Annotated in this window: 15 protein-coding genes; 4 read left to right on the top strand and 11 right to left on the bottom strand. The window is 38.6% G+C overall.

From position 1 onward, the window contains the following. Nucleotides 1–74: 74 nt before the first annotated feature. From hutI to hutH, 4 genes are all read right to left on the bottom strand, one after another. Entirely contained in the window at nt 75–1319 is a 1245-nt protein-coding gene (gene hutI, locus RR062_03730) for an imidazolonepropionase (GenBank protein ID MEG2026819.1), read from the bottom strand. A 2-nt stretch (nt 1320–1321) separates the two neighbouring features. After that, complete coding sequence (ftcD, locus tag RR062_03725; GenBank protein ID MEG2026818.1) at nt 1322–2218, bottom strand: glutamate formimidoyltransferase; 897 nt, start codon at nt 2216–2218, stop codon at nt 1322–1324. Between the two features lie 222 nt (nt 2219–2440). Further along, nucleotides 2441–4477, bottom strand: a complete 2037-nt coding sequence (locus RR062_03720) for a urocanate hydratase (GenBank protein MEG2026817.1) — start codon at nt 4475–4477, stop codon at nt 2441–2443. Nucleotides 4478–4593: 116 nt separating this feature from the next. After that, the gene (gene hutH / locus RR062_03715; GenBank protein ID MEG2026816.1) at nt 4594–6120 is read right to left on the bottom strand and encodes a histidine ammonia-lyase; all 1527 of its coding nucleotides are present in this window, start codon (nt 6118–6120) and stop codon (nt 4594–4596) included. Nucleotides 6121–6317: 197 nt separating this feature from the next. Here hutH and RR062_03710 point away from each other — a divergent pair, with 197 nt between their 5' ends. After that, nucleotides 6318–7982 (top strand): formate--tetrahydrofolate ligase, encoded by a 1665-nt coding sequence (locus tag RR062_03710; GenBank protein MEG2026815.1) that lies wholly within the window; start codon nt 6318–6320, stop codon nt 7980–7982. A gap of 149 nt (nt 7983–8131) precedes the next feature. Further along, nucleotides 8132–8974 carry a bifunctional 5,10-methylenetetrahydrofolate dehydrogenase/5,10-methenyltetrahydrofolate cyclohydrolase gene (locus tag RR062_03705; protein ID MEG2026814.1) on the top strand — a complete coding sequence of 281 codons (843 nt, stop codon included), beginning with the start codon at nt 8132–8134 and terminating at the stop codon, nt 8972–8974. Between the two features lie 100 nt (nt 8975–9074). On the opposite strand, the gene RR062_03700 is transcribed toward RR062_03705, so the two are convergent. Then, nucleotides 9075–9980: an ATP-binding protein gene (locus tag RR062_03700; protein MEG2026813.1), complete on the bottom strand. Its 906-nt coding sequence runs from the start codon at nt 9978–9980 to the stop codon at nt 9075–9077. Between the two features lies 1 nt (nt 9981). Then, nucleotides 9982–11421 carry a DnaD domain protein gene (locus tag RR062_03695; GenBank protein MEG2026812.1) on the bottom strand — a complete coding sequence of 480 codons (1440 nt, stop codon included), beginning with the start codon at nt 11419–11421 and terminating at the stop codon, nt 9982–9984. A 206-nt stretch (nt 11422–11627) separates the two neighbouring features. Here RR062_03695 and RR062_03690 point away from each other — a divergent pair, with 206 nt between their 5' ends. After that, nucleotides 11628–14816, top strand: a complete 3189-nt coding sequence (locus tag RR062_03690) for a hypothetical protein (protein MEG2026811.1) — start codon at nt 11628–11630, stop codon at nt 14814–14816. Next, the gene (locus tag RR062_03685; GenBank protein MEG2026810.1) at nt 14806–15234 is read left to right on the top strand and encodes a GatB/YqeY domain-containing protein; all 429 of its coding nucleotides are present in this window, start codon (nt 14806–14808) and stop codon (nt 15232–15234) included. Before RR062_03690 ends, RR062_03685 begins: the two co-directional genes overlap by 11 nt. 157 nt (nt 15235–15391) lie before the next feature. Here the strand turns inward: RR062_03685 and RR062_03680 are convergent, their stop codons facing one another. The 5 genes from RR062_03680 to RR062_03660 form a co-directional block, all read right to left on the bottom strand. Then, a complete protein-coding gene (locus tag RR062_03680; protein MEG2026809.1) occupies nt 15392–16306 on the bottom strand; it encodes an FAD-dependent oxidoreductase in 915 nt (304 codons plus the stop codon). Continuing rightward, nucleotides 16303–18684, bottom strand: coding sequence for a ribonucleoside triphosphate reductase (locus RR062_03675; protein ID MEG2026808.1), 2382 nt, complete (start codon nt 18682–18684; stop codon nt 16303–16305). Before RR062_03675 ends, RR062_03680 begins: the two co-directional genes overlap by 4 nt. A 227-nt stretch (nt 18685–18911) precedes the next feature. Further along, nucleotides 18912–20075 (bottom strand): Ger(x)C family spore germination C-terminal domain-containing protein, encoded by a 1164-nt coding sequence (locus RR062_03670; GenBank protein ID MEG2026807.1) that lies wholly within the window; start codon nt 20073–20075, stop codon nt 18912–18914. 98 nt (nt 20076–20173) lie between these two features. Continuing rightward, nucleotides 20174–21343, bottom strand: coding sequence for a GerAB/ArcD/ProY family transporter (locus tag RR062_03665; protein ID MEG2026806.1), 1170 nt, complete (start codon nt 21341–21343; stop codon nt 20174–20176). Between the two features lie 139 nt (nt 21344–21482). Further along, nucleotides 21483–22898 carry a spore germination protein gene (locus RR062_03660; protein ID MEG2026805.1) on the bottom strand — a complete coding sequence of 472 codons (1416 nt, stop codon included), beginning with the start codon at nt 22896–22898 and terminating at the stop codon, nt 21483–21485. Between the last annotated feature and the right edge of the window lie 98 nt (nt 22899–22996).

Below are 22996 nucleotides of genomic sequence, written 5' to 3'. Positions count from 1 at the left end.
TTATATTCTAAATTACCTTTATGCAATTTAAAGTATGTTATATTTGCTTTTAAATGTTTGCGTTGATTATATTTTTAAATTTTTTGCCTTGTGTAGACAACTTTACCTTTCTTAACTACCATTTCGACTTGATTGACGGCAAAATTGTAACTTAAAAATTTAACCGAAGGAACTGAGTGTATAGCTATATCGGCAAATTTACCTACTTCAAGCGTGCCGACGCTAGTTGAGCGACAAATTGCGCAAGCTGCGTTAAGCGTTATGGCGCAAATTGTTTCTTCAATACTCATACCCATATACATTGTAGAAAGGGCTATTAATAACGGCAAACTATTTGTATAACAACTGCCCGGATTGAGGTCGCTTGCTACCGCAACGGCGCAACCGCTGTCAATCATATCTCTTGCAGGGGCATAATTGCCTTTAAGAGAAAATGCCGTTGCCGGCAAAAGAACGCCGACAACTTGGCTGCTTGCAAGTTTGTCTATATTTTGTTTAGATATTTTTAGAAGATGTTCTGCGCTTGTTGCGCCAAGTTCGGTTGCAAGGGCGCTACCGCCTAACTCTACAACTTCTTCGGCGTGAATTTTTAGCTTAAAACCTAATTCTTTGGCTCTACTTAAAATTTTTCTACATTCTTCTACGCTAAAAACGTTGTCCTCGCAAAAACAATCGCAAAATTCGGCAGAAGAATTTTTCTTGATTATTGGTAAAGCCGAATTTATAATATAGTCGACATATTCGCCTTTTGACATCTCCTTAGGCGTTGCGTGCGCCCCCATATAGGTTTGAACTATGTCGATAGGCTGGTCAAGCGCAAGTTGTTCCATTACGTTAAGCTGTTTGAGCTCGCAATCAACGTCAAGCCCGTAACCGCTCTTGCCTTCTAACGTAGTAACGCCGTAAGCAAGATATTGTTTAAGTCTACTAAGCCCTTCGATATAAAGCTCGTCATAACTAGCCTGTCTTGTTGCATTGACGGTGTTGACTATGCCTCCGCCACGTTTCATAATATCCATATAAGAAACGCCTTGAAGTCTATCGCAAAATTCTTGTTCACGATATCCGCCAAAAACAAAATGCGTGTGACAATCGATAAAACCTGCCGTAATGGTTTTTCCGGTACAGTCGATAATTTTACAATTACTTGTGTCAAACTTATCAATGTCGCTTAAAGCAAATACCGACTTGATACGCTCGCCCTCAGTTACAAGACAGCCATTCTTTATTGTAAGCATATCCGCCATTTCTTTGCCGTGTTTTGCCTCGCTACCTACAAAAGTAACAAGTTCACTAGCGTTTATAAAAAGGTAGTTCATATTTACAAATTACTTTCTAGTACTTGGCTAGATTTAAATTCTTCAATTTGAAGATAATATTCGGCGCAATCAATTAACGCTTGCATTGGCACAAGCCCTATTACCTCGCTACCTATTACGTTTACTCCGTAACGCTTAGCTTCAACTTTGACCATTTCGGTTGCCATATAAATTGGCGTTTGGGTATAGTCGGTTAAATTCATAGAAACTTGCGTGATGTGCCTGTCGGCGATTGCAACGCCCATAGCCTTAACATAACGTAGTCCACCGCCGATAAATCTAACTTTTTTGGCAATTTTAGTAGCTATTTCTAAGTTATCGGTATCCAAATTAATATTGTACGCTACAAGAGGCATACGCATACCTACCGCCGTAACGCCTGCTGTCGGGTGGGGTTTGCGTTCGCCAAAGTCTGGCGCCCATTGCGGAAGTTTCATTTTTTCAGTCATACCTTCAAACTGTCCCTTACGGATATTGGCAAGGTTCTCTCTGTCGGGAGAGGTTGCCGACTTTTCATATAAGAATATTGGAATACCATATAATTTGTTTATTTGCTCGGCAACATAAAGGCTTAAATCTTTGGCTTCTTGTTGCGAAACATTTTTAATTGGAATAAAAGGAATTACGTCGGTTGCGCCCATACGAGGGTGTTGACCGCTGTGCTTAGTTAGGTCGATTACGTCTTTGGCTACGCCAACTGCCTTAATAATTGCTTCGGCTAGCTGTTGTGGCTCGCCTATTACGGTAACAACCGTACGATTGTGGTCGGCGTCCGAACTATAATCTAATAGTTTAACGCCCTCTAAACATCTAAAACACTCTATTATGCGGTCGATATTCTCTTTCTGTCTACCTTCGGAAAAGTTTGGAACGCACTCGATAATTTTATCAAAAGCCATAATTTTTCTCCTTAACTATATTGTAATTTTAACCGCATTTGCGGAAGTTGTTGTCTTTGGTTTTAACTTATTTTTTAATATTTGTCTTTAGTTTTGTCAAACCTCGCTATTTTTGTCCTTGTGATAAACGCTGTCTTTTATTTTTCAAAGTTTTTTTGCAAATTTACACTTTTGCGAAAATAAATATTCTTTGATATTTGTAAAAACACTTATATTTACGCTTTATTTACCGCAATATTTATTATATTCTTTGGCTACAAGTTGCTTAACCTTGTCTTCGTCGGCTAAATAAGGTATGGTTAAATGATTGTTTTGTCCGTGAGTTGAGTTGTACTCTACGCTTGTTTCTAATGCGTGAGGATTTCTTGCCCAACTACGCCTTGTAACCCCTGCCATTACGTCCCAAAGTATAGCCGACTTGATAATTTCGTCCTTCTCGTAACTACCGTCAAGCACAAGGGCAAAACCGCCGTTAATGGCTCGACCTATGCCTGTGCCTCCGCCGTTATGAAGGGCGACTAAGCTCATACCCCTTGCGGAGTTGCCTGCATATACAAGCGTTGCCATATCAGCCATAATATTGCTACCGTCTTTAATATTGCTTGTTTCTCTAAATGGAGCGTCCGTTCCGCCTGTGTCGTGGTGGTCTCGACCTAGCATAACCGGCCCTATCTCGCCGTCACGAACCATTTGATTAAATTTAAGCGCAATAGTCATTCTACCGACTGCGTCTTGATAAAGTATTCTTGCCTGAGTGCCAACTACTAATTTGTTTTTTTCTGCGTCCCTTATCCAAACATAGTTGTCGTTATCTTGAAACCTTCTATTGCGGTCGATTGCTTGCATGGCTGCGTTGTCGGTCTTGTGAAGGTCTTCGCTCTTGCCGGACAAACACACCCAGCGGAAAGGTCCGTATCCGTAGTCGAAACAAATTGGCCCTAAAATATCTTCGACATAACTTGGGAAGATAAAACCGTCAAGTTCATTTACGCCGTTAGCGCAAATCTCGGCTACGCCTGCGTCATAGACAGACTTCATAAAGCTGTTGCCATAGTCAAAGAAATACGAGCCTGCTTGGTGTAATTTGACAATAGCGTTAAAGTGGGCTTGTAAAGTCTTGTTGACAAGTTGCCTAAACTTAGGCTCGTCGTCACGAAGCAAACGGGTGCGTTCTTGATAAGTAACGCCTTGCGGACAATAACCGCCGTCGTAGACTGCGTGACAGCTTGTTTGGTCTGACAACAAATCTATATGTTGGTTGGTTGCGATAGCGTATTCTAGTAAATCTACGATATTGCCACAAAAAGCAATCGCTTTGCCTACTTTTTGTTGTTGACATTGTTTGGCAAGCTCAAAGGCTTCTTGCGGAGTATAAGTAATTGCCGAAACCCAACCCTGCGAATATCTTGTATTAATTCTAGAAATATCTACTTCGGCGATAATACCTACGCCGTTTAAAATTTCTACCGCCTTACCCTGAGCGCCCGACATACCGCCTAAACCGCTAGAAACAAATAAGATACCTGATAAGTCTGCTTGGTCGCCGATACCTAATTTAAGCCTTGCCGCATTGAGAATAGTGTTATATGTGCCGTGAACTATGCCTTGCGGGCCTATATACATCCAGCCACCAGCCGTCATTTGACCATAGTTTGCAACGCCAAGCGCTGCGCCTCTATGCCAACTTTCTTGATTGTCAAACATACCTATCATAAGTCCGTTAGTAAGGGTGACCCTTGGACAATGTTTGTCGCTTGCAAATAGACCCATAGGGTGACCGCTTGCGACTACTAAGGTTTGCTCGTCGGTAAGTTGTTCAAGATACTTTTTAAGTAGACAATACTGCATCCAGTTTTGACAAACTTGCCCTGTTTCGCCGTAGGTAACAAGCTCGTAAGGATAAAGAGCTACTTCAAAGTCTAAGTTGTTGTCAATCATTACTTGAAAAGCCTTGCCTTCAATGCAGTTGCCTTTGTATTGGTCGATAGGTTTGCCATAAATTCGACCGCTAGGTCTAAAACGATAACCATAAATTCGCCCCATAGTGTACAATTCTTGCAAAAATTCCTCTGCAAGCTCCTCGTGCCATTCTTCGGGAACATAGCGGAGAGCATTTCTAAGGGCTAGTTCGGTGTCGGCTTGGGAAAGCCTAAATTCTCTTTTTGGAGCACGCCTTATTCCCTCTACAAAATTTTTTTTGCTTGGTAAAACGTCAAGTTTAATTGTCATAGCTTGGCTTATGTCGTAATTTGTAACCATAATTCACCTCTGTTTTGCAGTATAGATTTACCGCAGTTTTTGCGTATTATAATTTATTTTATTTGCTATTTAGTTATAGTTATTATAAATTTTATAGTCTTTATTATATTTAAGTTTTATAGTTCGCCTACGGCTTTTTCTACCGCTTCAAGAAGCTTTCCGCTTGTTATTAGTTCGGCGCATTTTTCAATATCGGTATATATTATTCTATCTTTATTCATAAAAGAAACGACTTCTCTAACCGCTTTATAAGCTACGGAAGTACCTTTGCCTAACGCCTTAGACGCATCGCCAAAGTCAATAGCTTGGCTTGCGGTAAGTAATTCGATTGCAAGCACGTTAGTAACGTTTTCAACTATTACCTTAGTTTTTCTTGCCGCAGTCATACCCATACTTACGTGGTCTTCTTGATTAGCCGAAGACGATATGCTATCTACGCAAGCGGGGTGAGCGTAAATTTTATTCTCGCCGACAAGCGAAGCGGCGACATATTGAGGTATCATAAAACCACTGTTAAGTCCGCCCTTCTTTACCAAAAAAGCAGGCAAGCCCGACAGTTGAGGATTAACTAAGCGTTCAATTCTTCTTTCGGAAACGTTAGCAAGTTCGGCAAGAGAAATGCCTAAAAAGTCTAGCGTCATAGCTAGATACTGACCGTGAAAGTTACCGCCCGAATAAGCTTCGGCTGTTTCGGGGAAAATAATAGGATTGTCGGTTACGGCGTTGACTTCGTTGCCAACTATACGCAAACAGTACTTTAAGGCGTCCTTGCTTGCGCCGTGTATTTGCGGAACGCACCTTAGGGTATAGGCGTCTTGAACTCTAATTTGTCCTTGTCGAGTTGTGCGTTGACTACCTTTTAACAATCGTAGAATATTCTTAGCAGTTTCGATTTGACCGTCTTGGTTGCGTAACTTTTGTATACGACTATCAAATGCGTCGGTAATACCACGCTCGGCTTCGATAGTTAAACTTGCCACAATGTCGGCAATTTTGTTAAGTCGAATTGCTTGATACAAACAAATACAAGAATAGGAACACATAGCTTGCGTGCCGTTAATCAACGCAAGACCTTCTTTCGAAGTCAGCTCAATGGGTTGAAGTTTAGCAAGTTTGAGAGCCTTGCTTGCTAATATTTTTTTGCCTTGATAATACGCATAGCCTTCGCCTAATAATGTCAATGTCATGTGAGCTAGCGGAACTAGGTCGCCAGAAGCCCCTAACGAACCCTTAGACGGCACAAACGGCGTTACCTCACTATTGAGCAGGGCGACAAGAGCGTCTATGGTAGGACGGGATATGCCCGAATTTCCCACAGATAAAGCGTTAATTCTAAGCAACATCATAGCCCTTACATAAGCCTTTTCGATGGGTTCGCCAACACCGCAAGCGTGACTCATAATAAGATTTTTTTGCAATTTCTTACTATCTTGCTCGCTAATACTTACGTCGGAGAACTTGCCAAAACCCGTAGTAATGCCATAGACTACTCGATGATTTTTTACGCAGTCTTCTACGACGGCTCGGCTCTGCGCCATTCTCTCGTAACTGTTAATTGCAAGGCTAACTTCGGCTCTGCCATAAGCAACGTCGACTACGTCGTCAATAGTTAAATCGCTTCCGTTTAATTCAATTTTTCTCATATTCTCATCCTCTAATAGATAGTTTATCTGTCCAAATAACCAATGTATATTGTTACACACTTTGCAAATTTTTTCAACCCCTAAGGCTACAAATTAAATATTTTTTTATAAAATATACAAAGCAAATATGTATTGACAAACAACCTAATATCTTCTAAAATTAACCTTAAAGTATTATTTATAAAAAGGAGTAGCCTATGTATTTAAGCGATATAGAAATTGCGCAAAGCGTAACCCCTCAACCCATACAACAAATAGCCGACAAATTGCATGTAGACAATTCTTTAATAGAACCTTTTGGCAAGTACAAGGCTAAACTTAACTTAACAAGTTACGACCCAAAGGGAAACCTTGTGCTTGTTACCGCCATTAATCCAACTAGCGCAGGCGAAGGAAAAACCACCATTTCTATTGGTCTTGCAGACGGACTGTCGCTACTAGGTAAGTCAACCTGTCTTGCGTTAAGAGAGCCTTCGTTAGGTCCGGTGTTTGGCGTAAAAGGCGGAGCAACCGGCGGTGGAAAAGCCCAAGTAATACCAATGGAAGATATCAACTTACATTTTACCGGCGATTTACACGCTATTACTTCGGCAAATAACTTGCTTTCGGCATTGCTTGATAATAGCTTGCAACAAGGCAACCCTTTAAATATCAACCCTAAAAAAATAGTGTGGAATAGGTGCGTCGACCTCAACGACAGAGCGCTTCGTAGCGTTACGGTAGGACAAGGCGCAGTAGCAGACGGAGTAATGCGTCAAGATAGTTTCAACATCACTGCGGCAAGCGAAATAATGGCAATCTTCTGCCTAAGCAACAGCCTTGCCGAACTTAAACAAAAACTTTCTAAAATTACCCTTGCCTATACTTATGACAATTTACCTATAACAGCGGGCGATTTACACGCCCAAGACGCTCTTACTATTCTACTTAAAGACGCTCTTAAACCTAACCTTGTTCAAACGCTCGAACATACCCCTACGTTAATACACGGCGGACCTTTTGCAAATATAGCCCACGGTTGTAATAGCATAATAGCTACAAAAACAGCCTTGACTTACGCCGATTACTGCGTTACCGAGGCAGGGTTTGGCGCTGACTTAGGCGCTGAAAAATTTCTCGACGTAAAATGTAGACTTGCAAATATTGTTCCTAAATGCGTAGTAATCGTGGCGACTACAAAAGCCTTGAAACTTCACGGAGGAAGTCCTTCAAGCGAGCTTAAACAAGAGAATTTAATTACTCTAAATAAAGGACTTGCTAATTTAGGCAAACACGTAGAAAATATAACCCGTCAATTTAAATTGCCTTCGGTAGTGGCTATTAACCGATTTGTGACCGATACTGCGCAGGAAATTGACTTAATAAAACAATACTGCTTGGGTCTAGGCGTAGAAGCCGTTACGGTAACAGCTTGGGAAGAAGGCGGAAAAGGCGCAATCGAGCTAGCGCAAAAAGTAGTAGACATAATAGAAAATACGACAACACAACAAATCAACTACACTTATAGTCTGGAACAAAAAATTGAACAAAAAATTGAAAATATTGCTAAGCTAATCTATGGAGCAAGCGCAGTAGAATATTCGGCAAAAGCAAAAAAAGATATTCAAACTATTACCGCAAACGGACTAGCTAATTTACCAATAATTATTGCAAAAACGCAGTATTCTTTAACCGACGACGCAAAAAAACTAGGTCGACCGACAAACTTCACGCTTATAGTAAGAGAAGCGCAGTTGCGTTCGGGCGCAGGTTTTATCGTAGCCGTTTGCGGAGACGTTATGCTTATGCCGGGACTACCAAAAATTCCATCGGCAAATAATATGACAATAAGCGACGAAGGCGTAATTCGTGGGCTATTCTAAACTTATTAAAGTTTGGCTGACAAAAAATATAAAGTTATTTGACTTAGAAAAAATAATTGAGATTTTAAAAAATTAATATTCTATTGATAAATAATTCTAGTGTAAAATTTACAAGATAAACCTTATTCTGCAACATTTAGGAGGCAAAAGTGAGCATTATTTTAGACGGAAAAGTAGTCGCAAATTCAATTAAGCAAGACCTAACGACAAGAATTGCAAGGCTTAAAAGTTTGGGAATTATCCCTACGCTTGCAACTATTATGGTGGGAAACGATTATTCTTCAATTAGTTACAACGAAGCAAAACGCAAAGGTTGCGCAAAACTTGGCATAGGATTTAAAGAGATTACCTTAAATGACACCGCTACTACCCAACAATTACTTGACGTTATTCAAGACCTAAATAACGACGACAGCGTGTCGGGAATATTGCTATATCACCCCTTGCCCAGTCAAATTGACGAAAAAAAAGTTACCAACTCAATAAGCGTAAGCAAAGACGTTGACGGAGTTAACACTTCAAGTTTTGGCGCTATGTGTATGCAAATGCCTAGTTTTGCCCCAGCTACGCCAAAAGCCATACTTACAATACTTGACTACTACAATATAGATATACTCGGCAAACACGCCGTAGTAATTGGTAGAAGCGCAATACTTGGCAAACCCGTAGCGATGCTACTGCTTAACCGTTCGGCAACGCTTACAATTTGTCACTCAAAAACAACTAACTTGCCTGAAATTGTTGCTACTGCCGACATACTTGTAGCTTGTATTGGAAAAGCTAAATTAGTAAAACAATCTTGGCTTAAAAAAGACTCGGTGATAATTGACGCAGGCTATAACGATGGTAATGTAGGCGACGTTGACCTAGATAATATCGACGGTAAAGTTTACGCTTATACGCCCGTTCCCGGCGGAGTCGGGGTAGTTACCTCGACAATGGTGCTTCTTCAAACTGTCCAAAGCGCCGAAAACTTAGCTCTAACAAAATAAAAATTGTCAATAAAAATAGAAATTGATAATTGATTAAATATTGATTAAATAAGTAAATTACATCTTACAAATATAAATCGCCTCAACAGTTAGCGTAGGGCTATTTGCTCAATCTCTTATCAGCCCCTACTAACTCGATTAAAAGCGTATTATGTTTATTTGCAAGTCTACTAAACGTTCGTTCGGTATAGCGTGATAAAATGTTAGTAAGCGACAAATTTGTAGAAATTATCGTAGTAAGACGAGCAAAATTGCGTTGATTAATTAAAGCAAAAAAATATTCTAAGGTTACATTTTTAAAAATTTGTTCTGCGCCTAAGTCGTCGATAATCAATACGGGAACGCTCTGTAACGACTCTAACATCTCTAACTTTCTGTCAAGTTCGGCAAGATGAATGGACAAAAATTTATTGTTAAGTTCGTAAGCGGTAAGAAACAATGTTTCTACTTCTTTATCAATAAATTGATTGGCAATAGCGCTACATAAATATGTCTTGCCTACGCCGGACTTACCCATAATAAGCATATTTAGATATTTAGCGCTAGGGTAGCTTAGACAAAATTCTTTACAAGAAGAATAAGCGACAACATTTACTCTATCGCTAGAACTAGCAAATGTAAAATTTTTATTGCCTTGGTTGACATTTTTATATAAAATTTTTCTTATCTCTTGGTCAAGACATTGGCATTTTTTGCCGTCTAAATATCCGTTGTCGTTACAAATTTTGCAAGAATAATTTGGAAAAAGGCAAGTCGGGTTAAGTCCTAAATTTGATACCACATTTAATTGTTTTTGCCTTAACATATTTAATTTATTCTTTTCGACCTTTTCTTTTGCCGTACCAAAACTGCGAGCAACTACAAGAATTTGTTGTTGTATCTCATCGTAATTATCTAAAAACTCTGGTTTGCCTAGCAAATATTGCAAATTTTGTTCGGCGGACGCTTCGGCTGATGCCTTGCGACTTCTTATTGCCGACATAGCCTGTTCTTCAATATTTAACATTTTAGTCCTCTTTAAGCGTGTCAAATAACGCTCGTATTTCTTCTTCGCTGTACTCCCTTTGAGGATAAGTCGCAAACTTAGCGTCGGTTGCGACTACTTTACTTGCTGTATTGCCAAAGTTTGCCTTGCTAAGTTGCTTAGTAGTTAAAATGCCTTGCAAATGGTAGTCGGCAAGAATTTTATTTAAGTAAAGCGTAGGATTATTTGCCGTTTGGCACAACTCGCAAGTAGCTAGAATAAGTTCGTCCTCTATGCCCCACTCGTTAGTCCAGGTCTTGTAAAAATTTCGGTCTGTATTAGAAACGTTGCGCACAAGATTAAGACTATTTAAAATATTCTTTATCTCTATGTCACGAGCAAGTACTTGTTCAATATGTTGATTTATACTTTGACAGGTTAGTAGCCCTAACTTATAAAAGCGTTCGACTACGCTATCCATACCCTGTAAGGTGCGAACATTATTTCTAAAACAATATTTTGCTATAAGTTTAAGCGTTTCTTCGTCATAGCCCTTATTGCTCCACGGAATAATATATTCGGCTACGACGCCGTCAAGCAACTGATAATAAACGCCGATTTGCTTATTAATCTCTATTGCAAGATTAGTGAATTTTTCTTTGCTGATATTGTAATCTTCAATTTCCTTAATTGATAGAAGTTTTTGCTTGTAATATTCTTCGCAAAGGGCGTTTAACTTTACCATACCGCCTTTACAATTTTTTGCAATTTGCATAAGAGTATCCAAGTTAAAGCCATAATCTTTTGTCCAACGTTGGTAATACTCTCGGTCGTAATACTCAATTTTATGAGAAATTTTTAAAGCCTTAAATATTAAAGCTAAATCTTGATTATATTTAGGGTGTTCTTGCAACTTTTCTTCTACCCTTTCACGAGTATTTATTCCGCTTGTAGATAAGTTGCGAGCTACGGTTAAAATATATCCATAAGAAATAGACTTGCCTTTTAAGTCTGCGCAGTAGCGGGTTACCGAGACAAGCGCCGAAGGCTCGAAAAAGGAAGTTTCGAGAAACATAAAATATTCGTTGTATTCGTTAGTGGTAATCATACGTTGGTCAAGCACATTTTGCATTTGCTGGCTAAACTCACGATATTTGCTAGCCTTAATTTTTTTAAGAAGATTTCTATCGGTGCGAATAGGTAAATAGGTAACTTCAATTTCTTCTTCGCCTAAAATATGCACAAGCCCCAATTCTTCCCAATAGGTAAACCCCGCCTTGACGTCTTCTTTGGTCATATTGAGTTTTTCGCACATTGTATCTATTGTATTGTCAACCGTTTGGTTGTTGCAAAGAAACAAACCAAATAAATATAGCTCAACGCAATGCTGCGGAGCGTCGGGCATATACTGCGTGACGAAAATATTGTCTACAACGGTAAAGCCGTTGACTGATAATTCCTTAGAACAAGCGCAAAAAGGCATATCTTCCTCCAAAATTATATTGCTTTCGCGTTTTTTGTAAAAAGCCTTGATATTTTTGCAATTTACCCTTATAATAAAGAGTAGCTAATTTTAGCGATTTTTTGACTGTTTACAAACATTTGCGTGTTAGATAGTTTATCACAATCAATCGTTAATTACAAGAAGTTTAACAAATTAAATCTGTTTTTAGTTTACGGAGGCAAAGTATGAAACTGCTTAAAGTAGTAACCACTAATCCCACCAATAAAGAGGTAATTAATTTTTCTTTCGGCGACGCAACCGCAACCGACAAATTAATCTACACTCGCAACTCTCGACTTGAAAGATTAATCGAGGGCGCTTTTCTTGTCAACAAATTTTTAGAAGAAATTGACATATCAATAGACTTTGCAATCAATCAAACTAAATACAATCTTAAACGCACCGTAAGCGAACAGAAAAATATTCACACTTCACTTAGACTGCTAGGTGACAAAATTAGCGTGGTCGCAAAAGACGGCAAAATTACCGAATATCTTGAAAAAGAATTGGGCGGTAGCCTTAAAGAAGTAATAAGCGATTGTTTCGCTTCGGCTACGGAATTTCGTAATTTTGTGCAAAAGAATGATATTTCTAGCTTCGCCCAAATACAAAAGTTGCTTGACGTATCTAGCGCAATTGAATCAACCTACATAAGCACCAAGCAAAAAGGCGACGTCGCAAGAGAACAAGCCAAAAAACTATATCCGCAATTTAAAGCCGTAGGTCAACAAGAAGTAGAGATGAGCGCTCAACGGCTATTTGACAAACAAAAAACTTTAATCGCATTATTCCAACAGCAAGCTCAACTTAAAGGCAGGCTTAACGACCCCGTTCTTATTAGGGCAAGAGCCGAACTTGATAGTTGTAGGGCAAGTTACGAAACCTTACTCAACGAAAAAGACGCAGTCGAACTTCGCAGACGTCAATTAAGTCAATATAACAGCATTAAACAAATTACCCCAAAACTTAGCCAATACGAACAACTTAACAAAGAAATTAAAGAACATACCGAAAAAAGATTTAGTATTGTTAAAGAAATAGACTGGCACGAAGACCAAGCAAGAGAAATTGAAGAACAACTTTCGCAAAAGCAAAGGCAAGTTGAAAATGCAATATCTTCTCGCACAAAAATTGAACTTGTGCAAGAAGACCTCGAACATATCCGCGCGCTTGAAGACGACAACAACGAATTGACGCAAGCGTTAAGCAAATTGCAAATGCAAGAGGACCGCTATGTTTCTAACCGCCTCGACCACAAAAATTCCTTAGCCAACATCGAAACGGCGATTGAAGAACTTAAAGCCGAAGTTGAAGCTACAAGCCTGCCGGCTCGCCCAATGAGCGAACTTGCCGAATCGCTAAAAATAAGCGTTAAGATTGACGAAATCGAAAATCAAATGGAAAAAATTCGTGGCGAAATCGCAATAAAGCAAGGTATTTCCAACGAACAAGAGCGAGCGCTTACAATACAAACAAAACAACTTAAAAATGTCCTTGCCCTTGACGCAACCGTAGCTCCGCTTAAAGCTCGTGATGTTATCATACAAGTTGTCGACAAAAAAATTAAAAAATTAGATATGATTAATTCTTCGCTTAAACAAAAAGAGATTAACCTTGCAAGAGCGTTAGAAGAAGAAAATTATGACCTATTCCAAATTGAGAATTCTTGCGGAACAATCTCAACCGAAATACATAAATCACGCTACGCAAAGGGCGAAGAATTTAAGCGTGAAGTGTTAATAAACAGCCAAAAACTCTACCAAGACGTCACTTCGGTGTATGCAACCGACGTCAACCTAGAAGACCAAACAATTACGCAACAAGAAGATACTCTTAACAAGCGTATCTACGACAAGGCGGATATTCAATCTACAATAGCTCGAATAGAAGGTAAACTTGAAGAAATTAAACGCTTTATCGACATTAATGACGCCGAAATTGCTAGCCTTAACCAACAAAAAGAAAACATTATCGCAAGATATAATCAATTAATTAGCGAAAATAGTAACGAAAGTGTGTACAACTATCTACGAGCCTTAGAAGCCGATAAAGGCACAAAGTATTTGCTTGACGTTTCGCAAGAAACGGTTAGAGCCGAAACGCAAAATCAAGAACTTAAAAGATATATCGATAGTCTTAAAGCAAAGTTAACCGACTTAGAGGCAAGGCACTCTAACTTGTCTAACACACAAGAGGCATTGCACGGCGAAAGCGCCCTAGACCTATTAATAGGCGCAAACGAACAAACTAAAACCGAGCTAACCGACGCTATAACCCGTCTTAACGCTCTATACGAAAAGCATAAGGCTATTCAACAAAAGATTGACGACGCCGATATTAAATTAATGCAAGTTAAAGAGCTTATGCTTGAAACAACAAAAACAATCAAAATTAATCAAAAAGATATCTCTCAAATAAGAACTAAGGCGCAAGAGCTTGCAGGTGGCGACATCGAAAGCGTTCTAGCCGAAAGCGAATATTTAAAATCTGACCTAGAAGCCGAAGAGAAACTACTTAGCGTAAGTCGAACACAAACTCAAAAAGAATTGTTTGCAAGGCGTGTAGAGATTGTCAAGCTAGAATGGCAAATAGAACAAAAGAAAGTCCAAGCCGAGCAAATTAAAAGCGAGCTTAAAGCAAGTCTAATCGCAAATAGCATTAAACCCGAATTTGCCGAAAGCGTAGTCGCCCTGTCGGGACAAAATATTGACGATATAGCTAAAAGTATTAGCGATTACGACGAAATGCACAAACAACTCAGTTACGCTATCGATAGGTTGAGCAAAATTGTGCTTATCGCTCCTAGCGGAGAAGACGAAAAGCAACTTGCTAAACTTTACGCAACCCAGGAAACACAAATTGAAAGCGTAGCGACAGAAATAACCGAATTACAAAAGCAATACGACATTACCTTGAAAGAATGTTTGGAGTCGGCAAGACAACGCAACGAGTTAGTAACATTAAGCAACCAAATAGGAACTATTTCTTCGCTAGAAAGTTCGCTAGAAAGTTCTAAGGTAATCAATATCATAATTAAAGATAAAATTCGTGGATTTGTTAACGACGCTAATGCTTATCTTGCAGTTATGGACTCAACTCTTTCGCTCAGTTACACAAATCAACTTAGCGTATATGTCAACGAAACCATAACTCAACTTACTAACCTAACGCCTACCCAACAACTATTAGTATTTCTTGCGCTTGAAATTGCCCTACCCACTTCAAGCAACGTAAAGGGCAGTTGGCTGATAGTAGACGAAAAGATTGAATGCGACAAGAACCTATTAAGTCAAGCGTTACTAAAAATTAATAATATCAACTTTGTGTGTGGCTACCAATACAAGAAGCCAAAGGAGAATAAAAATGTTGATTGACGAACTCAAAAAAGCTAATATCGAGGCTTTAAAAAGTCACGACGGCAACGCAAGAGATATACTAAGCGTGCTACTTAATAAAATCAAACTTGCCGAAATCGCAAACCGCTCTACCGATAAAGTTCTAACCGATAACGACGTAGTAGCTATACTGCTCAAAACCGAAAAAGAACTTGCGGAAGAACAAGAAGGTTACGTAAAAGTGGGCAATACCGCTAGAATTGAAATGATTGCCAAGCAAGCCGAAGTAGTTAAACGTTTTCTACCCACCCTACTTACAAGTCAAGAGATAGAAGATATTATTAAAGCCTTACCCGACAAATCAGTGCCTGCGGTTATGAAACACTTTAAAGCTAATTTTTCCGGCAAATGCGATATGAAACTCGTGCAAGAAGCTCTTAAAAAAATAAATATTTAGCCCTTAATATATTTATATTAATGTTATAAAACATAAAAATAGCGTAAGAAATTATTCTTACGCTTTCTTTATATATTTCTAAGACTGTTATAAGTAAATACTTGGTTCTAAATTAAGCTACCTATGCAATAAAAAATTCTATATTCTCTAAGTTAATTTATCTACACTCTAATTCGCCTATGTAACTACTTGCGCCAAGCGCCGAAATAGCCCCGTCTGCGGTTGAAGTAGTAAGCTGTCTAACCGACTTAGTTCTTGTATCCCCAGCTACAAATAACCCCGAAAGACTTGTCTTGCAATCTTCTCCCGCCACAATATAACCTTCTTTATCAAGAGTTACTAAATTTGCAAATATTTTGTTATCGGGAACTTGACCGATTGCCACAAATAGGGCTGGGGTAGACAGAGTATGTTGAACTTTTAGTTTGTCTACGTAGATTACACCGCTAAGTTCTTCTTCGCCGACGTAACCAGTTACGCAAACTTCCTTAACCCAAACAATATTTTGTTTTGCCTTAACTTGCCTAATTAAAGCTTCGTCGCCAAAAAATCTATCAAAGAGGGTAAGTAGCGTTACCTTAGGACAATAGTTAGACAGTAGCAAAGCGTATTGAAGCGCTGTGTTAGCGTCGCCTACAAGAGCGACTTCTTGACCCTTATAGAATGCTCCGTCGCATACTGCGCAGTAAGACACGCCTTGACCGTTAAATTTGTCAGCGTCTTTAATTGGAAGGCGCTTATGTTTTACTCCGTTTGCAATTATAACCGACTTTGCCTCGTAGGTATTATAATTAGTAACTACAATAAAGGTATCGCCAACCTTAGTTAAACTCTTTACGTCTTCTAACTCAAAGTCTGCGCCTTGATCCATTACTTGATTAAATAAGTTGTCGGCAAGTTCTGTGCCGGAAATTTGTTTAATCGAAGGAAAATTCTCTATCTTGGGGGAAGATGCAATTTGCCCGCCAAAATTCTCTTTTTCAAGCAACAGCACGCTTCTACCGCTTCTTAAAGCATATAGGGCTGCCGTTAGCCCGGCTGGACCTGCGCCGATTATTATTATATCCCTCATTTATTTGCCTCGATAAACCCTTTAATCTCGCTTGCGTTAGAATATCTATCATAACCCTCAGCCGAAGGAACAAGTAGCGTAGGCGCTTTCTTCACGCCATAATCTAGCGTAGTTTGTTTATTCTCTTCTGCGTCGATTGCCGTATAAACAATATTTGCCTTGTCTAACATCATTTTAGCCATCTTGCAATTAGGGCAAGTCGCCGAAGTAAATAGTAACAGTTCTTTGCCGACTTGAACATTGTTTTGACAAAAACCTTGACAAGCCGTTTCTTGATAAATTCTACTGCCTACGTCGTGAGTTAATACAGAATTATCTATATCATAAACTTTTCTTTGTCTAAATTCTTCTCTCTTGCCATCATTCCAGTTCTTAACAGGACGATAGTAACCTGTAATTCGGCTGTAAACCTCAGTTTCTCTACCGCAAATTGGGCATTTATATTTTTCACCTTCGATATAACCGTGATCGCAACAAACCGAATAAGTAGGAGAAAGCGTGTAGTAAGGCAACTTATAGTTTTCGGCAATCTTTTTTACTAAGTTAGCGGCAGACTTCCAGTCGCTAAGTTTCTGTCCTAAAAATGCGTGGAAAACCGTACCCGAAGTGTATAGCGTTTGCAATTCGTCTTGAATATCTAACGCAGAAAAAATGTCTTCGGTATAGCCTACGGGTAAATTAGAACTGTTAGTATAGTAAGGGGTATTGCCCTCGCTTGCAGTTACAATGTCGGGGAAATATTTTTTGTCGTGCTTAGCTAGGCGGTAAGAGGTCGACTCGGCGGGAGTTGCTTCAAGATTGAACAAATCGCCGTATTTTTCTTGATAATCGCTTAGTTTTGTACGCATAAACGTCAAGGTCTTTTTGGTAAATTCTTGCGATGCCTTATTAGTTAAATCTTTTTTAATCCAGTTAGCGTTTAAGCAAGCCTCGTTCATACCCAGTAACCCAATAGTTGAGAAGTGGTTTGCAAACGTGCCTAAATAACGTTTGGTGTAAGGGTACAAGCCCTCGTTGAGAAGTTTGGTAATAATTTTTCTCTTAGTGTCAAGCGAACGAGCCGAGATATCCATCATTTTGGTAAGGCGAGCAAAATATTCGTCTTCATTTTTAGATAAATAGGCAATTCTGGGCATATTGATTGTAACTACGCCGACCGAACCCGTGCTTTCGCCACTACCGAAGAAGCCACCGCCCTTCTTTCTTAGTTCTCTTAGGTCAAGGCGAAGTCTGCAACACATACTTCTTACGTCGCTAGGCTCCATATCGCTGTTGATGTAGTTAGAAAAGTACGGCGTACCATATTTTGCCGTCATTTCAAATAACATTTTATTATTCTCAGTTTCAGCCCAGTCAAAGTCCTTAGTAATTGAGTAAGTTGGAATTGGATATTGGAAACCTCTGCCGTTAGTGTCGCCTTCTATCATAATATCTATAAATGCTTTGTTGACCATAGCCATTTCTTTAACGCAATCTTTATATTTAAAATCTACTTCTTTGCCTCCAACAATAGCGTTAAGTTCGGCAAGGTCGCTAGGCACTACCCAGTCGAAAGTTACGTTGGTAAATGGCGCTTGCGTACCCCAACGGCTAGGAGTATTGACGCCGTATATAAAAGATTGAATACACTGTTTAACTTCTTTGTAACTAAGATTGTCGGCCTTGACAAACGGGGCAAGATAGGTGTCGAAAGACGAGAAGGCTTGCGCCCCAGCCCATTCGTTTTGCATAATGCCCAAGAAGTTGACCATTTGATTGCATAATGTGGATAGGTGGCTTGCGGGCGAAGAAGTAATTTTTCCGGGAACTCCGCCTAGCCCTTCTTTGATTAATTGTTTAAGCGACCAACCTGCGCAATAGCCTGTAAGCATTGACAAATCGTGAATATGTATGTCGGCGTTACGGTGAGCTTGCTCGACTTCGTCGTCGTAAATTTCGGACAACCAGTAGTTAGCCGTAATAGCTCCGCTGTTGTTGAGTATAAGTCCGCCTACCGAATACGTTACGGTAGAATTCTCCTTAACTCGCCAGTCGGTTACGTTGACATAACTATTGACGGTATCTTTGTAGTCAAGTATGGTTGACTTAATATTTCTTAATTTTTCTCTTTGCTTTCTGTAAAGAATATATGCCTTTGCAACTGCGTCATAGCCGGCTTGAATTAGCACAACTTCTACGCTGTCTTGAATATCCTCTACGCTAATCTTTTTGTCAACAATCTTTGGTTGAAATTGCGCAGTAACCCTTAGACTTAACATATCAAGAGTATCTTGCGTGTATTCGATTGATTTAGCCTCAAAGGCTTTTTTGATGGCTTGGGTAATTTTGCCGATGTTGAAATCCGCTACCTTACCATCTCTTTTGATTACTTGGTACATTTTACTTTTCCCCTTTTTACTTTCAATTTGCGTTACAATATTAACACGCCATTTGGGCTTTGTCAATACTTTCTTACACAATATATAGTGTATTTTTTTATTTATACCACAATATATTGTGTTTTGCAAAAAAATAAATTTATATTTTTTATTGAATGTATAATTATTTATAACACTATCTTTTTATAAATATTAGTAAATTTTGCCACGACTTTTTCTTTTAAGCCCTACTTTAAATTAATATCGAAATTGATAGTTATTGGCTCATAAACAGCGTTTTTATGCTCGTTGAGAAACTTAGTAGCTAGACTGCCATATTTTTGGTATAAGCTGTTTGCAATTTCTAAGTAGTCGCATTCTAACTTGGCTTGCGCAGAGAAAGCGTCGAGAATTCTTTGTTTAATTTGTTCTTCAACTTGCTTTTTCATCTCGTCGTTTACGTATTGATTATTTAGTGGCATTATGCCAAACAAGCGACCGGTGTTATCGGTTGAAGTTCTGGTTAATTTAATCTTACATTTATAGTCGGCAATAATCTTGTTGTCGATAATAGAATAATCAATTTTTGCTTGTTTTGTGCTTGTGCCAAGTAGGGCCTTATCGGGCAAAAGTTCAAATTCTTTGTCTTTATTCTCGACTAAATAGGTGTTATAGGACTTAGGTTTGTACAACAAATTATAGCCTTCTTGTTGATTTTTTGTTAATATGCCCTTATATAAATAATCTTTAAATACTACGCTACTGGATACCTTTAAATTGCCTTCTTTTTGTTGCCCTAACATATTGCCATTGGGAATAAATTTAATGTAACTTAAAAAATAACTTCTTGAAGGGTTGTTGAATTGCTTGCTCATAAAACGGCTTAACGGGGCGTTTGGGGTAGAGCCGGTGTCGGCTTCGTCTTGAATAATCTCGCTTAATGCAAACCCTACGCTAAGCGTAAGCGGACAAGCGTAGCTAAACAAATCTTTTGCTCGCCCGTCAAAACAAGCTACGCTAGTGCCGTCTTTAAAAGCGTCCGAAAAGACAAAATAATCAAGTATTTGGTTTAGTCGTTTCTTCTCAAACAATTCTTTACCAAACACAATTATACCGCATTGACCTAGCGAAGGCAGTTGCCCGGTAAGCTTGTGAATGTCGTCGATTGCAATCGAAATAGTTTGCCCTACACCGCTAACTACCTTAGTTATTTTTTTAGGCGTCGCTCCCTCGCCCGAGCCTTGTGGAGAAAGAACTTCGCAAGTTACGCAATATTGTTGGTCAATCCAGTCTACGCCTAACCCTATTATTACCGCGCGTTGTGTAATTGGGGTTACGGCGATAGAATTAGATAAAAGCATAAAGACTACGCCTATTGCAAATAACAATGCTATTCTTTTTATAGCGCTCAAATTCTTACTCCTTTTTGCCGTCGATTTAGTTTATCTTATAAATTAAGCGGTAAAAACGGCATTTATCGCCTCTAAATTATTGACTTAGCGCGCTTAGCCTAACTTAAACCTATTATTTTTGTAGTATATTTTCTCTTTTGCAAAGTCGTAGATTTGCTTAAATTACATCTCTTTTGTTTTTTATTGCTAATGTATGTTAACAGAGGCAAAAATAACGGTAGTATATATTGTACAAACCAAAAGAAGTATTTACCTGCGCCTATACAAAATATGGCGTAAACTTCTTCTTTAATATCAATAAATATAGGCGCTATTATTATTGGAATTAAGGTTATTATGGTAGAGAACCAATTAAATTTTAATTCGTTTGCGCCAAAAACAAAGTTTACGCACCTATATGCGCAAAAAATTAGAATGATTGACTTGATATAAATTGATGTTAACCATATTACAAGACCTAACCAGTCAAGTCTACCTAAACTAGAAAGAGGTATGGTAAATTGCGAAACCTTACTCATAGCAAGTCCGTTGTAAGGCGAAAGGGTGTCAAATAAAGCTACAAACAAAATGTCAAGCCCTATGCAAATTACCGCTCCCACAAAAAACGCTAGGTAAAACGGCGCAACTTTAACCTTCTTATCGGGCAAAAAGTCCATAAAGAATAATATAAATATAGCGTCCGAAAACCAAAACGAATAATTAAACGATGTTTTGATAACCTTGCCTAAACCTTGTTCTAACATAGGTTTAAGATTATTTAAATCGGCTTGCTTGAAAGAAAATACAACAATAGCAAGTAGCGCTAGCAATATAAATATAAATAATATTTCAGCTAGCCTTGCAAAAGAATTTACGCCTTTACGCATACAAAATATAATTACTGCGCAAATTGGCAAAATATAGCCTAGCCAGTTAGTTTTTACCGAAAAAGTACTGCTAAACATATCAACGCAGTTGACAAGCAAAACGCTAGTTCGACAAATAAACAATACGGCAAAGATTAAAAATATCGCCTTAGCTACGACCTTTGAAAGCGTTTGACTAAGTATTTGGTAGACATTTAACCTGTTTGTGTTAGCTCTTACGGCTAATAAAATTACGGTGAGTAATACTAAATCTAGTAGAAAAAGAAATATAAAAGCAAAATAACTATCTCTACCTAATTCCCTAGCTACTATTGCCGGTAACGACAAATATTTGCCCCCGGGAATAATTAATATTAACATCAACATTAACTGTCTTGCAGTTACCTTAGAAGTGCTTATCACTTTTTTAACCTCTCGCTTGTAGAATTTTAGTTGTTTTAGTTAGCGTTTTTTATATTTTTTTAATTTTTTACGTACTTAAAAAGTTGTATATTGCCTATATTTTTGTAATTTACATTTTTATAATTTTGCTTTAATTTAGCTATCTTTGTCTTGTCTTGTTCTTAGATTTGAGTACTGCGGGACGATTTTTTAGCCTTGTTATTGGCAGTTTAATTAGTCCGTCTTGCTTATCCCTATCTATGCTTGGAGCGTACGGAGCGGTATAAGGAACGTCAAATGCCGACAAAGATACGATGTGCGCAAGCAGAACTATTGACACGAGTATTATACCCAGTAACCCCATTAAACCGCCCACAACGGTAACTGCCAGCCTTAGAATTGATAATAATAAGGTATTGTCCGGCATAGTGTAAAGTCCTATGCCCGAAAGCGCTCCAATCATAACGCCGGGAGCGCTAAGCAGTCCCGCCCTTACGGCGGCGTCGCCAAGCACGACAGCGCCTATAATCGACAGCGAAAGTCCTGCCATTGAGGGCATACGAGAATTAGCTTCACGTAAAATATCAAACAGCACAAGAATTACTAGCATCTCGCTTAAAGGGTTAAATGGTATTGTGCTTGTAGAATTAATTATAGAAATTAAAAATTTCGCAGGCAAAATTTGATAATTGTAAAGTTGAAGCGAAACGTATAGCGAGGGCAAAATTACGCATACAAACGCCGACACCGCCCTTAAAATACGATTTACGGAGGCAATTTCTGGAACGTCGTAATAGTCCTCAGGACCCTGCAAATCTTCGACAAACATATACGGAACAGTTAGGACTATGGGCGAGCCGTCAACTACTATTGCAATTCTACCTTCTAATAGCTTGCCCGTTACTACGTCGGGTTTTTCTGCGCTACCTACGAGTTTGAACAAAAAACTTTTGCCCGAATCTAAAAATCTTGAAACATAGCTACTATCTATAATACCGTCTATTGAAATCTCTTTTATTCTTTGTTTAATTTTATTTACCGTAATTTTACTGGCTATGTTTTCAATATAGCAAACTGCAATCGCCGTATTTGTGTATTTGCCAACCGACAAGTAATCGCATTTAAATTCTTGGGTTTTTAGTCGCTTTCTCAGCAAGGTGATATTTGCCTTGATGCCTTCGATAAAACCTTCTCTTGGACCTTTGGTTACGTTGTTTGTCGGGGGTTGAGTAATGGCTCTACCTAGTTCGGTACGAGTGTCAAAACATAGACAACGTTCTTCTTCTTGACAAAATAGTAAGGTGTAACCATTGTATAAATTCTCTTTCATTAGGTCTAGATTTGCAAGAATATCACATTTAATCGCAAACACTATCTTTGTTTGCAATTCTTCAAGACTTTTTGCTTTCTTACCTTCTTCAACTATGGCGTTAATTACTTGGTGGCTTACCTTTTGGTCGTCGCTCATACCATCAAGATTAACTACGGTTATTTTGCTAGCTAGGTCTAACGTCCTTTTCCTCAAATCTTGACTATCAATCTCTAATATATTTTGTTTTGCTGTTTTATTTAACATAGACTTAGTTTGTTCGAATATTGGTTATAATATTTAAGAGTTACAAATTTTAATTGATAAAACAACATTTGCAATTTTATTCTTTTTGTTATATAATA

The sequence above is a fragment of the Clostridia bacterium genome (genome assembly GCA_036654455.1).
GTDB lineage: Bacteria > Bacillota > Clostridia > Christensenellales > CAG-314 > JAVVRZ01.
This window is presented reverse-complemented; position numbering and strand designations above follow the sequence as displayed.

Bases quoted from the DNA above. Each gene is read 5' to 3' on its own strand.
- RR062_03695 (MEG2026812.1), bottom strand. From the start codon at position 11,421: ATGCCTTTTTGCGCTTGTTCTAAGGAATTATCAGTCAACGGCTTTACC.
- RR062_03690 (MEG2026811.1), top strand. From the start codon at position 11,628: ATGAAACTGCTTAAAGTAGTAACCACTAATCCCACCAATAAAGAGGTA.
- RR062_03720 (MEG2026817.1), bottom strand. From the start codon at position 4,477: ATGGTTACAAATTACGACATAAGCCAAGCTATGACAATTAAACTTGAC.
- RR062_03675 (MEG2026808.1), bottom strand. From the start codon at position 18,684: ATGTACCAAGTAATCAAAAGAGATGGTAAGGTAGCGGATTTCAACATC.
- ftcD (MEG2026818.1), bottom strand. From the start codon at position 2,218: ATGGCTTTTGATAAAATTATCGAGTGCGTTCCAAACTTTTCCGAAGGT.
- RR062_03660 (MEG2026805.1), bottom strand. From the start codon at position 22,898: ATGTTAAATAAAACAGCAAAACAAAATATATTAGAGATTGATAGTCAA.
- RR062_03685 (MEG2026810.1), top strand. From the start codon at position 14,806: ATGTTGATTGACGAACTCAAAAAAGCTAATATCGAGGCTTTAAAAAGT.
- RR062_03700 (MEG2026813.1), bottom strand. From the start codon at position 9,980: ATGTTAAATATTGAAGAACAGGCTATGTCGGCAATAAGAAGTCGCAAG.
- hutH (MEG2026816.1), bottom strand. From the start codon at position 6,120: ATGAGAAAAATTGAATTAAACGGAAGCGATTTAACTATTGACGACGTA.
- RR062_03710 (MEG2026815.1), top strand. From the start codon at position 6,318: ATGTATTTAAGCGATATAGAAATTGCGCAAAGCGTAACCCCTCAACCC.
- hutI (MEG2026819.1), bottom strand. From the start codon at position 1,319: ATGAACTACCTTTTTATAAACGCTAGTGAACTTGTTACTTTTGTAGGT.
- RR062_03680 (MEG2026809.1), bottom strand. From the start codon at position 16,306: ATGAGGGATATAATAATAATCGGCGCAGGTCCAGCCGGGCTAACGGCA.